Consider the following 11,817-nt stretch of genomic DNA (forward strand, 5'->3'; position numbering starts at 1 on the left):
GGCAGGCTTGTCCTGTGACCGAGATTGACGCAAAGATCGATGCTCTCGTCCCCGCCTGGCTCTACCTGCCCGACATCGCGGAAATGCTCGATGTCGAGGTGACGCGTGTGCGCCAGCTGGTCAAGGAGGGCCAGCTGATCGCCGTGCGCCGCGGTGAGAACCGTGCGCTGCAGGTGCCTGCCGCCTTCATCGACGGCAACAAGGTGGTCAAGGGTCTCGCAGGGACCCTGACGCTCCTGCGGGACGACGGCTTCACCGACGAAGAGATGCTGGAGTGGCTCTTCACTCCGGACCCGACCCTGCCGGGCACCCCTGCCCAGGCGCTCGGGGAGAATCGCGGCACGGAGGTGAAGCGCCGGGCCCAGGCGCTCGCCGTCTGACGCCACGGAGAACACCACTACCGGCCGGGTGCTCGGGGCCGGCCGTCCGGCCCGAGCACCCGGCCGACCAACGGGGGGATCGCCTCATGTCCACGGCTCGCGCACTGCTGTCCGACGCCCGGCTCTATCTCTGCACGGACGCCCGCAAGCGGCAGGGAGACCTTCCCGAGTTCCTCGACGCCGTGCTCTCGTCCGGCGTGGACATCGTGCAGCTGCGCGACAAGGGCATGGAGGCGGGCGAGGAGCTGGAGCACCTCCAGGTCTTCGCCGATGCCTGCCGTAGGCACGGCAAGCTCCTCGCGGTGAACGACCGCGCCGACGTGGCGCATGCCATCGGCGCCGACGTGCTGCACCTGGGGCAGGGCGATCTGCCGGTGCCCGCCGCGCGCGCGGTCCTCGGGGACGCCGTGCTCATCGGCCGTTCGACGCACGCCGAGGCCGAGGCGGCGGCCGCCGCCGCCGAGCGGGGTGTGGACTACTTCTGCACGGGCCCCTGCTGGCCGACCCCGACCAAGCCCGGGCGGCACGCCCCCGGCCTCGACCTCGTCCGCTACACGGCCGCCCTCGGCGGTGACCGGCCCTGGTTCGCCATCGGCGGCATCGATGCCGGCAATCTGGAAGAGGTGCTGGACGCGGGGGCCCGCAGGGTGGTCGTGGTGAGGGCCGTCACCGAGGCGGACGACCCGGCCGCGGCCGCCGCCGACCTGGCGAAGCGGGTCAGGGTCCGAAGCGTGTGAGACCGGTGGTGATCGTCCATCTCTGTCCAAGGGATGGACAAGAGATGGACAAATCCGGCATATTTCCTTGATTCGGTTGGGTGACCCTCTCGGTCTGGCTAACCTGCGGGTATGGCCCTCGGTACTGCTTCCACCAGAACGGATCGCGCACGCACGGTGCGCGACCTGCTTGCGACGGGCAAAACGTCGTACTCGTTCGAGTTCTGGGCGCCGAAGACGGAAAAGGGCGAGCGGAACCTGTGGAACGCGCTGCGCAGGGTCGAGGCGGTCGCGCCGAACTTCGTCTCCGTGACCTACGGCGCCGGCGGGTCCACCCGCGCCGGCACGGTCAAGGCCACCCAGCAGATCGCCGCCGACACCACCCTGACGCCCGTCGCGCACCTCACGGCGGTGAACCACTCCATCGCCGAACTGCGCAACATGATCGGCCAGTACGCGGACGCCGGCATCCGCAACATCCTCGCCGTCCGGGGCGACCCGCCCGGCGACCCGATGGGGGAGTGGGTCAAGCACCCCGAGGGCGTGCAGTACGCCGCGGAGCTCGTCCGGCTCATCAAGGAGTCCGGCGACTTCTGTGTGGGCGTCGCCGCCTTCCCCGAGATGCATCCGCGCTCGGTCGACTGGGACGAGGACATCCGGTGCTTCGTCGACAAATGCCGCGCCGGTGCCGACTATGCGATCACGCAGATGTTCTTCCGGCCCGAGGATTATCTGCGGCTTCGCGACCGGGTCGCCGCAGCGGGTTGCGAAACCCCGATCATCCCCGAGATCATGCCCGTCACCAGCGTCAAGCAGATCGACCGGTTCGCCGCCCTGAGCAACGCGCATTTCCCGGCGGAGCTGAAAGAGCGGATCCTCGCGGTCAAGGACGATCCAGCCGCTGTACGCTCCATTGGCATCGAGTTCGCGACGGAGTTCGGCGCCAGGCTGCTCGCCGAGGGTGTCCCCGGGTTGCACTTCATCACGCTCAACAGCTCCACCGCGACGCTCGAGATCTACGAGAATCTCGGACTGCACGAGCAGTCCTGACAGGCCGTACCCGCCCCGCCCCGGGGCGGCGGCCGCAGGAGAGGGGCGGGCATGGGCTGGACGGTCCTCTACGTCGCGTTCGGAATCGTCGCGCTGTGGCTCCTCGGTGAGGTGCTGCTCCAGTACAAGGCCCGTCTGCGCTGGCGGCTGCTCGCCTTCGCCGGGTTCCTGGGCGTCGTCATAGGCGTGCTGCTGCCGTCGGTGGTGGTCATCGCCCTCGGTGCGATGGCGTTCGCGGTCGGTCAGACATATGTGACGCTCTCCTTCCGGCGCGGCTTCTCCACCGGCTGGGCACTCGGCGGCAGCCCCGGCGTGAGCAGGCGGCGCAGGTCCGGCACTGCCCAGAAGGCCGACCGGGAGCCCTCACTGGAGGTCACCGGCCTCTCCTACGACACGCCCGAGTACAACACGCCCGAGTCCTACGCCGCCGAGCACGACCCAGCGGCGCCCCAGGCGGCGCCCGAGGTCTACGAACCGGAGCCGCTGCCCGACGAGACCGGGCAGTACGGCATCTACACGGAGGACGCGTACGCCGCCCGGCGGGACGCGGAGCGGCAGGCCGCCCCCGAGGAGGGCCGGCAGTACGCCACCTACGACTCGGGTTACGGCACCTACGACGCGTACGGCGACTACGGCCAGCAGCAGCCCGCCGCGCAGACGGCCTACGCCGGACAGTACGACTACGGCAGCGGCCAGCAGCAGTACTCCACCTACTCGGATCCGTACGTGGGCGGCCAGCAGTACAGCACCTACGACTCATACGGTGGCTACGCCGACCAGCAGCAGTACGCCGGCCACGGGCAGCAGGAGGGCTACAGCGAGACCCCGCCCGGCGGGGTCTGGGTGCCGCAGCAGCGTGACGGGGAGCAGCCGGAGCAGCCCTCGGCCTACTACGATCCCGGGTACAACGAGCAGCAGCAGTACCGCTACTGAGAGACCGCTACTGCGAGCCGCGGAAGTCCGCGCCCTCCACGATCAGCCCGGCGACCAGCGCCCCGGACATCCCCGCGTGCGCCAGCCCGCCCCCGGGGTGCGCCCAGCCGCCGGCGAAGAACAGACCGGACAGACTCCCGGCGTTGACCAGGGGCAGGAACGCGCCGTCGGCTCCCGCAAGGGCCGGGGCCGGAACCCGGCCGGTGCCCGTAGCACGGCGCGTGTGCTCCGGATGGCGCACCTCTCGCCACAGGAGCCGCTCACGCAGGCCCGGCACCGCGGCCTCTGCGACCTCCACCATCCGGTCCGCGGTCGCATCGGCGAGCCGGTCCCAGGTCTGGCCGCCGTGCACCTCGGCCGGCACCGTTGACACCAGAGTGACCGTCTCGTGGTCGTCGTCCGGCCGCAGCAGCGGGTCGTCCGGCCGCAGAACGGTCACCGTCGGGTGCGGGCCGGGCCCTCCGGCGTGGATCGCGTCCCACTCAGCGACGGGGTCCGCGGCGTGGACCACCGTGCGGTGCACGGCCCCCGCCTCGGGACCGCCGCGCAGGGCGAGATGGACACTCACCCGCCCGGTCCGCACCATCGGCTGCCAGTGCGGCCACTCGGCACGCAGGCTCCGCAGGCCGATGTGCTCCTCGAACAGCGACGGCATCCAGGCGCCCGACACCACGACGTCGGCCTCGACCGGACCGCCGCGCTCGAGCTCGAGCCCCCGCGCTCGACCGTCCTTCTCCAGCACGCCCGTCACGGCGGATCCGAAGACGAACTCCACCTTCCGGGCCAGACAGCGCTCGTACACCGCGTCGGCGAGGACACGCAGGCCGCCCTTGACGTACCAGGAGCCGAAGGTCTGCTCCATGTACGGCAGTACGGCGGCCGAGGCGGGTGCGGTACCCGGGTCCAGCCCGTACGCCGCGGCATGGCTGCCGAGCAGCGCCGCCAGGCGCGGGTCGCGCAGCTCGCGCGTGCCGACCTCGGAGAGTGTGCGGGCCGATCGCCGCAACAGACCCTGCCGCAGCGCCGGATAGAGATCCCTCGACAGCGGCGAGACGTCGGAGGGCAGCGGCTCCTCCAGCAGAGGGCGTCGCGAGCGCTCCCATGTCTCGCGTGCCCGCCCCAGGAACTCGCCCCAGCGCTCGCCCGATCCGGGCCCGAGCGCCGATTCGAGGGCGGAGACGATGCCGGCCCTCGATGCGTTCGGCAGGAGGACGTCGGTGCCGTCGGCGAAGAGGTGCCGGCTCGCGGGGTCGACCTGCGTCAGCTCGACGCACCGCTCCAGCGGCTCCTTGCCGGTCTTGACGAACAGATCCCGCCACACCGCCGGGAGATGCAGCAGACCGGGCCCGGTGTCGAAGGCGAAGCCGTCCCGTTCGAAGCGGCCCAGGGAACCGCCGTACGTCGCCGAACGCTCGTACACCGTCACCCGGTGGCCTGCCACGGCCAGCCGGGCGGCAGCCGCCATGGCGCCCATCCCGGCGCCGATCACCGCAATCCGTGCCATGCAGGCGACTCTACTGATCAGGACCGACACGCACCGGGCCGGGTGTTCCCGGCGGTGCCGAGGTCACCAGTCCGGTGGTCTGCGGGAGCGCGCCGCGCCTGTCAGGCGTTTCTCCTCCCGGCGCTGGGCCCTGCGCCGCAGGAAACGGCGGATCCTCGAGGCCAGGAAGAACACGGTGACGATGCCCAGCACCAGCAGAGCGCCCGCGATGATCGCCGCGGCCACCGGGTTGAAGACGGCGAACGAGATGATCCCGGCGACACCCAGGTCCTCCGCCACGCTCACGGCGATGTTGCTGAACGGCTCCGGCGACGTGTTGACGGCCATCCGCGTGCCGGCCTTGACCAGATGACTCAACAGGGCGGTCGAACCGCCCACGGCGCCCGCCGCGAGCTCCGGCAGCGACCCGCTCTCGCCCGCCAGAAGCGCGGCGACGACCGCGCCCGCCACGGGCCGGATCACGGTGTGGACGGAGTCCCATATCGAGTCGACGTACGGGATCTTGTCGGCCACCGCCTCGCACAGGAAGAGCACCCCCGCGGCGATCAGGACGTCGGTTCGCTGCAGCGACTGGGGCACCTGGTCGGACACTCCGGTCGCGCCGAAGATGCCAAACAGGAGGACCACCGCATACGCGTTGATCCCGCTGGCCCAGCCGCTGGTGAAGACGAGGGGGAGTACGGGCACGGACGCGATCGTAACCAGCCGGCGGCCGCGGAAGGTGGGCTTCGGTGCGCAGAGCTGAGTATCCGTACCTAGCCGCCGAGATGAGTATCCGCGCGGATGGGTCCCAGCCGCGCGGACGGAAGAGTGGGGACCACGGAAGGGGCGCGGCGCCGGCACCGACGACACGGGGCGGCGGAACGGCGCGGCTCCCCTGACGGAACGGGGGTTGCAGGACGGAGAGCCCACGACCACGGGGGACAAGGGGGGACCGGGCTCTTCGGACCACGGGGGAGAGCGGGGAACGGGGGAACGGGAAACGCCGGGCGGGCTGGAAACTCCAGCCCGCCCGGCGTTTCGTCGATCCCCCGACCGTGCTCCGGGCCGTCAGTCCCGGCGGCCGCTCACCCGGCCGTGCAGTAGCAGGGCCAGCGCCCCGTGCACATCGTCCAGCGACCGCTCCCGCTGGAACGCCTGCCAGTCCAGAGCCGCCACCAGCACCATCCCGACCAGCGCGGCGGCCGTGAGCGGAACGTCGATCTCCTCGCTCAGTTCGCCGGCCTCCACGCCCTCTCGCAGGACCGTCTCCACGACGGCCACCGCCTGCTGCCGCACGACGAGGAGCGTGGACTGCCAGGCGCGGTTGGTACGCCAGAGCTCGGCGACATACAGCTGGGTGAAGGCCGGGTAGCGGTCGATGAACACGAGCCCGGCCCGGATCATCGCGTCCAGCGCCTCGATCCTGGAGCCGCCGCGCTCCGCCGTCTCGTCGGCGGCCTGCTGCAGGGAGGCGGTGAGCAGGCCGACTCCGAAACGCAGCAGCTCCTCGAAGAGCTCGGTCTTGCTCTTGAAGTTGTAGTAGACCGTGCCCTTGGCGACCCCGGCGCGCTCGGCGATCTCGTCGACCGTGGTGGCCGAGAAGCCCTGCTCCGCGATGAGCGTCACGGCTGCCTCGTAGAGCTTGGCGCGCGTCGCCCGGCGCCTGGTGCTGCTGCTGTCCATGACATCGATTCTCACAGGTCCGCCCATGATCACAGACTCAGCTCCGGGTGCAGCCTGTCGAGCGTCCACACCTGCTTGCGCCGCGCGGACAGGGCGGTCAGCGCCAGCGCGCCTGCGGTGAAGGCCAGCAGCACCGCGCACGCCTGCCAGACCGGGCCGAGACCGCCGCCCGTGATCAGCCTGCGCAGCGCCTCGACGACATACGTCATCGGCAGGAACGGGTGGACGGCGCCGAAGAACCCGGGGCTCGTCTGCACCGGGTAGGTGCCGCCCGCCGAGGTCAGCTGGAGCATCAGGACCGCGAGGACCAGGATGCGGCCGGCGGCGCCGAAGCGGGCGTTGAGCCACTGGATGATCGCCGCGAAACAGCAGGTGACGAGGGCGAGGAAGCCCACGGTGCCGGCCGCGTAGGCCATTTCGAGGCCAAGGCCCCAGTACAGGACGGACATCAGAGCCGCCACCTGGAGCAGGCCGATCGCAGCCACCGGCAACCAGCCCGCCGTCGCGATCCGCCAGGCGGACGCCCCGGCGGCGAGGGCCCTGCGGTTGAGCGGCTGGATGATCATGTACGCCACCATCGCGCCCACCCAGAGGGACAGCGGGATGAAGTACGGGGCGAAGCCGGTGCCGTAATTGGGCGCCGTGTGAAGGGACTTGCCGGCCAGCTGGACCGGGTCGGCCATCACCTCCGTGCGGCGGTCGCGGTCCTTCTTGCCGTAGTCCGGGATCTTGTCCACGCCGCTGTTCAGCCCCACGGCCAGCTCGGTCGACCCGTCGGCCAGCCGGAAGAGTCCGCCGTCCAGGTCGCCCGCGCCCTTCTCGAGCTTGCCCACGCCGGTGTCCAGGTCGGTGGAGCCCTTCTTGGCGGTGGTCAGACCCGTGTGCAACCGGTCGGCGCCTGTGGCGACCTTGTGGGCACCGGTGTTGAGCTCGTTGACCTTGCGGACGGTGTACGCCAGGTCCCCGTCCAGTTTCGGAGCACGCTTGGCGAGGGCGTCGGCCTTCTTCTCCAGGCCGGCGAGCTGCTTCTTCAGTGCCTTCAGATCGCCGTTGCTGTTGCCGATCAGCACGTTGAGGTCGTCGGCGATCTTGGCGACGTCGGCCGCCGCCGTCTTGGCGCGCTTGAGCTCGGCACAGGCCTCGGCGTCGGGGAGCAACGCGTCCTCGCACTGGGTGCGGTGGATCTCGGCGAGCGCGTCGGCGGACTTGTGGGCGAGCACCGCCGCGCCCGGCGCCCGTTCGACCAGACGGTCCAGGTTGTGCTGCACGGCCCGCGACGAGTCGGCCACCAGCCGGGCCGAGTCACCGATCGACTTCCCGCTGTCCTTGAGATACGGGCGCACCTCGTCGGCGACCCTGTTGACCTTGTCGGCGAGCGTCTGGGTCCCGTCGGCGACCTGACGGGAGCCGGTCTCGAGCTCACCGGCACCCTTGTGCAGCTTGCTGATGCCCCCCGACAGCTTGCCGCTGCCGTCCTTCGCGTCCTTGAGCCCGTCGGCGAGGTCCTCCGAGCCCTTCTTCGCCCTCCCGACACCGCTCTTGAGCTTGTCGGCGCCCTTCGCCGCCTTCTCCGTCGCCTCGTGGATGTCGGAGAACGAGATGAAGATCCGGTCGAGGAACGACCGGGAGGCATCGGTCGACGCGGCGGTGCGCACCTCGGAGAAGACCGTCCGCGAGATCTGCCCGACGATGTAGTTGTTCGCGTCGTTCGTGCGGACCTGGAGCGCGCCGGTCTCGGGGGAGTCGCCCGAGCTGGAGGCGATGCGCCGGCTGAAGTCCGCAGGCATGGTCAGCGACAGGTAGTACGTACCGTCCTCGACGCCCTTGCGGGCCTCGGCGTCGCTCACCTCGTGCCACTGGAAGACCTTGCTGTCGCGCAGCCCTTTGGTGATCTCGTCGCCGGCCACGATCTTCCTGCCGGCGGCGGTAGCGCCCTTGTCGTCGTTGACGAGCGCCACGGGGACCTTGTCGAGCCTGCCGTACGGGTCCCAGAACGAGTACAGGTACAGGGCGCCGTAGAGCAGCGGCAGCAGCAGGACCGCGACGATCGCGGCGGCGGGCAGCTTCCCCCTGCCGAAGCGCCTCAGCTCAAGCGCGGCCAGTTTCGGCGAGCGCATCGGCCGCCCCCTCCTCGTAGGTGTTCTCTTCCGACCTGGTCCCGGTCTCGGTCTCGGTGTCCGTGTGCGTGTCGGTCCCGGTCTCGGTCTCGGTGTCCGTGTGCGAGTCGGTCCCGGTCCCGCTCTTGGTGCCGGCGCCGGCGTCCGTGTCGAGCGCGTCCCGATCCGTGTCCACGGGCGCGGCGTCGGGGCCCTCGTCCTCGTCGCGGACGGCGCCCGTCGTACGGACGGCGACCGCGTCCTCGGGGGCCTGGCTGCACACCGCGAGCACCGTCGTGCCGCTGTCCGCGATCGAGCGCAGGAGCGCCCAGGCCGTGGCACGGTCGGCGTCGGAGAGCTTGAGGTCGGTGTCGTCGACCGCGAGCAGCCGGGGCTCGGCGATCAGCGCGAGGGCGACGGAGAGCCGCAGCTCCTCCAGCCGCTCCAAGTCGCGTACGGACGTGCGGTCCCGCTTGGGCAGCGCCGCCAGGTCGAGCCCCGCGGCGGACAGCGCCTTCTCGATGCGCTCCCGCGCGGCGGCGGACCGCTCCGCGCGGGGCCGCAGCAGGGCGCGCAGCGAACCGTCGAAACGCCGCTGCAGCAAGGCCCGTTCGCGCAGATGCTCCGCGACGGTGAGTGCCGGGTCGAGGTCGCTGACTCCCGGCACCGGGCCGAGCGCGCTGATCCGACGCACCGCCGCCATCCTGCGCGGCAGTTCGAGGCCGGCGACCTCGGCGCGGCCTTCCGAGGGCCTCATCCGTCCCGTGAGTGCGAGCAGCAAACTCGTGCGCCCCGAACCCGACGAGCCCTCGATCGCGACGAGCGCCCCCGGCGCGGCGTCGATGTCCACCGAGCGGAACGCCCAGCCGCGCGGGCCTTTCAGTCCGAATCCCTCGGCGGCGACGGCCGCGCCGCGCGGGCTGTCCAGCGGGCTGTCCACGTTCCCCACCCCGATCCCCATCCCATCCCCGGTTTCCTTCTCCTTGTCAGTTTTTGGACTGACCAGTCAGTTCAAAAACTACCCCCGAACCCGTGGTCGGAGCAAAAGGGCAGGTCAGCGCGGACTGTCAGTGGCGGCCTCCACGATGGACACATACGGCCACAGCGCCGTCACACGACGACAGGAGGCTCGTCATGGCCAGTTACTCGGCAGCCGCCGCACACCGGCGCCGCGCCACCGGCACCGCCCCCTCATCGACCGGCTCCGCGCACGACGTCCACCCCGTCCCGCGCCGCGCGTCCGCACCGCCCGCCGCTCTCGATCTGCTCGCCCAGGCCCGCGCCGGGCTCGAGGAGGCCGAGAGCTTCGACCAGCCCAACGAGCGGTATGCCACGGCTCATCTGGCCGCCCTGCGCACGGCCGCCGCGGTGCTCGCCGCCCGCGTTCGCCCCGAGACCGGTCCGCGCCGCCGGCAGCGCATCCGCAGCGCGTGGGAGGTCCTGCCGGAGATCGCGCCCGAGCTTTCCGAGTGGAGCCTGCTGTTCGCCTCCGGGGCCGAGCGCCGGGCGCGCGCGGAGGCGGGCATACGGGGCGCGGCCAGTCGCCGTGACGCCGACGACCTGCTGCGGGACGCGGCCATGTTCCTGAGGCTGGTCGAGCGTCTGCTGGTGCTGCAGCCCGTGCTCCCGCAGCCCAGGCCGCAGCAGCCGGAGCGCGGGGACGCCGCGGGGTGAGACGGATCGCTGGCGGGGGAGTCGGAGGCAATAGGGTGGACTGAGGTCACCAGTACATCGCCCGAGGAGCCAACAGCCGTGTCGGAACCGTCCCCCGCCGGTGGGGAGACCCCACCGCGACCCTCTCGCGCCTCCCTCCGTACCGCCGTGGTCTGGGAGGTCCTCAAGGAGGCTCTCGACCGTCGGGTCAAGGCGACCGGGACGGACTCCCTGGACATCCTGGACACCGGTGGCGGCACCGGCAACTTCGCGGTGCCCGCCGCCCAGCTCGGTCATCGGGTCACGGTCGTCGACCCCAGCCCGAACGCGCTGTTCGCGCTCGAGCGGCGGGCGGCGGAGGCCGGGGTCGCCGACCGGGTACGCGGCGTCCAGGGCGACATTCACGGCCTGTTCGACGTCGTCGAGCGCGGCGGCTACGACGCCGTCCTGTGCCACGGTGTGCTGGAGTACGTGGACGATCCCGCCGAGGGCGTTCGCAACGCGGTGGCGGCGCTCCGGCCCGCCGGAGCGCTCAGCCTCCTCGCCGCAGGCCTCGGCGGCGCCGTCCTCGCCCGCGCCCTGGCCGGGCACTTCAACGAGGCCCGACAGGCGCTCTCCGACCCAGACGGCCGCTGGGGAGCGGGCGACCCGGTGCCCCGACGCTTCACCGCCGAGCAGCTCACCGAGGCCGTCACGCAGGCCGGTGTCGAGGTCGGCGCGGTCCACGGGGTGCGGGTCTTCGCCGACCTGGTCCCCGGCGTTCTGGTGGACACCGAGCCCGGCGCGCTGGACGCGCTGCTGAAGCTGGAGGCAGCCGCCGCCGAGCTTCCCGCCTTCCACTCCGTCGCGACCCAGCTGCACGTCCTGGGGGAGAAGCGGGGCTGATCAGGGGCGCAGCCGCAGATGGAGTACGCCACAGACCCTCCGTTGGCGGCCGTCGCCCCGTATGATCGGGGGACACCATCCGGCATGACGGATCGGAGGTTGGGGAATCAACGCCTCAGCACCCCGATCGGGCATGGCGGCCCGGAATGGCGTTTGCGAGAGGGCGGGTTTCACGGGGGCGAATCCCTGCCTATCCTGAAAGGGCCGCATACCGGTCGCCCCCGCGACCGACGACGAGGAGGACTCCGTGCCGCTCTCGGAGCACGAGCAGCGAATGCTCGAGCAGATGGAGCGAGCGCTGTACGCCGAAGATCCCAAGTTCGCTACAGCGCTTGAGGGAAGCGGGCTGCGTACGTACACCCGGCGACGGGTCTACCAGGCGGTCGCAGGCTTCCTGGTGGGTATCGCGCTCCTCATGGCCGGTATGGTCGCCCAGCAGATCTGGATCAGTGTGGTGGGCTTCCTGGTGATGCTCGGCTGTGCGGTTCTCGCGGTCACGGGCTGGCGCAAAGCGCCGAAGCCGGGCGAACAGCAGCAGGCAACCGGCGAGCAGGGACGCCGACAACCGCACCAACGCAGATCGATGATGCACCGGATCGAGGAGCGGTGGCAGCGCCGCCGCGACGAGCAGGGCGGCCACTGAGTTCACCGGTCACCGGACTTTCCCCGGACCGGATAGTGGCCCCCCGGGGCACAGGCTTGGAGTACGGATGAGGGGCGACGCTTTCGAGCGTCGCCCCTCATCCGTGTACGAGGTCTGCACCACACGAGCCGACGTCCAACGCGACGCGCACGGCGGCCCCGTCACACCCCAGTGCGCCAACTGCCCCCGGGGCACCTGCCCCACGGCACGCTCCGGCCGGCCGCGTGCCCGGACCGAGCGGCCCAGGCGCGCGCCTGAGCCCGCGCCCGGACCGAGCGGCCCAGGCGCGCGC

12 protein-coding genes are annotated in these 11,817 nt (G+C 71.4%); 7 read left to right on the top strand and 5 right to left on the bottom strand.

Translation table 11 applies throughout. The features are described from left to right. Nucleotides 1-14: 14 nt before the first annotated feature. The 4 genes from ACIQ7Q_RS18630 to ACIQ7Q_RS18645 all read left to right on the top strand — a co-directional run bounded on the left by ACIQ7Q_RS18630 (nucleotide 15) and on the right by ACIQ7Q_RS18645 (nucleotide 3,079). Entirely contained in the window at nucleotides 15-380 is a 366-nt protein-coding gene (locus ACIQ7Q_RS18630) for an Rv2175c family DNA-binding protein (protein ID WP_403862710.1), read from the top strand. Between the two features lie 86 nt (nucleotides 381-466). Beyond that, nucleotides 467-1,117 (top strand): thiamine phosphate synthase, encoded by a 651-nt coding sequence (gene thiE / locus ACIQ7Q_RS18635; RefSeq protein WP_403862713.1) that lies wholly within the window; start codon nucleotides 467-469, stop codon nucleotides 1,115-1,117. A gap of 111 nt (nucleotides 1,118-1,228) precedes the next feature. Next, nucleotides 1,229-2,146 carry a methylenetetrahydrofolate reductase [NAD(P)H] gene (gene metF, locus ACIQ7Q_RS18640; protein ID WP_403862717.1) on the top strand — a complete coding sequence of 306 codons (918 nt, stop codon included), beginning with the start codon at nucleotides 1,229-1,231 and terminating at the stop codon, nucleotides 2,144-2,146. Nucleotides 2,147-2,197: 51 nt separating this feature from the next. Beyond that, on the top strand, nucleotides 2,198-3,079 hold the full coding sequence (locus tag ACIQ7Q_RS18645) for a hypothetical protein (RefSeq protein WP_403862720.1): 882 nt from the start codon (nucleotides 2,198-2,200) through the stop codon (nucleotides 3,077-3,079). A gap of 7 nt (nucleotides 3,080-3,086) precedes the next feature. On the opposite strand, the gene ACIQ7Q_RS18650 is transcribed toward ACIQ7Q_RS18645, so the two are convergent. From ACIQ7Q_RS18650 to ACIQ7Q_RS18670, 5 genes are all read right to left on the bottom strand, one after another. Continuing rightward, complete coding sequence (locus ACIQ7Q_RS18650) at nucleotides 3,087-4,583, bottom strand: phytoene desaturase family protein (protein WP_403862723.1); 1,497 nt, start codon at nucleotides 4,581-4,583, stop codon at nucleotides 3,087-3,089. A 63-nt stretch (nucleotides 4,584-4,646) separates the two neighbouring features. Beyond that, nucleotides 4,647-5,270, bottom strand: a complete 624-nt coding sequence (locus ACIQ7Q_RS18655) for a DUF4126 domain-containing protein (RefSeq protein ID WP_403862726.1) — start codon at nucleotides 5,268-5,270, stop codon at nucleotides 4,647-4,649. A 363-nt stretch (nucleotides 5,271-5,633) separates the two neighbouring features. Next, the gene (locus tag ACIQ7Q_RS18660) at nucleotides 5,634-6,248 is read right to left on the bottom strand and encodes a TetR/AcrR family transcriptional regulator (protein WP_403862729.1); all 615 of its coding nucleotides are present in this window, start codon (nucleotides 6,246-6,248) and stop codon (nucleotides 5,634-5,636) included. 29 nt (nucleotides 6,249-6,277) lie between these two features. After that, nucleotides 6,278-8,365, bottom strand: coding sequence for a YhgE/Pip family protein (locus ACIQ7Q_RS18665; RefSeq protein ID WP_403862732.1), 2,088 nt, complete (start codon nucleotides 8,363-8,365; stop codon nucleotides 6,278-6,280). Then, a complete protein-coding gene (locus ACIQ7Q_RS18670; RefSeq protein WP_403863574.1) occupies nucleotides 8,337-9,272 on the bottom strand; it encodes an ATP-binding cassette domain-containing protein in 936 nt (311 codons plus the stop codon). The genes ACIQ7Q_RS18665 and ACIQ7Q_RS18670 overlap by 29 nt, the downstream gene beginning before the upstream one ends. A 206-nt stretch (nucleotides 9,273-9,478) precedes the next feature. Between ACIQ7Q_RS18670 and ACIQ7Q_RS18675 the strand changes: the two genes are divergently transcribed. The 3 genes from ACIQ7Q_RS18675 to ACIQ7Q_RS18685 all read left to right on the top strand — a co-directional run bounded on the left by ACIQ7Q_RS18675 (nucleotide 9,479) and on the right by ACIQ7Q_RS18685 (nucleotide 11,525). Continuing rightward, nucleotides 9,479-10,018, top strand: a complete 540-nt coding sequence (locus ACIQ7Q_RS18675) for an SAV_6107 family HEPN domain-containing protein (RefSeq protein ID WP_403862735.1) — start codon at nucleotides 9,479-9,481, stop codon at nucleotides 10,016-10,018. Between the two features lie 147 nt (nucleotides 10,019-10,165). Continuing rightward, entirely contained in the window at nucleotides 10,166-10,882 is a 717-nt protein-coding gene (locus ACIQ7Q_RS18680; RefSeq protein WP_403863577.1) for a class I SAM-dependent methyltransferase, read from the top strand. A gap of 247 nt (nucleotides 10,883-11,129) precedes the next feature. Further along, nucleotides 11,130-11,525, top strand: coding sequence for a DUF3040 domain-containing protein (locus ACIQ7Q_RS18685; RefSeq protein WP_356634496.1), 396 nt, complete (start codon nucleotides 11,130-11,132; stop codon nucleotides 11,523-11,525). Nucleotides 11,526-11,817: the final 292 nt, after the last annotated feature.

Origin of the sequence: Streptomyces sp. NPDC096176, assembly GCF_044763255.1 — a bacterium.
Taxonomy (GTDB): domain Bacteria; phylum Actinomycetota; class Actinomycetes; order Streptomycetales; family Streptomycetaceae; genus Streptomyces.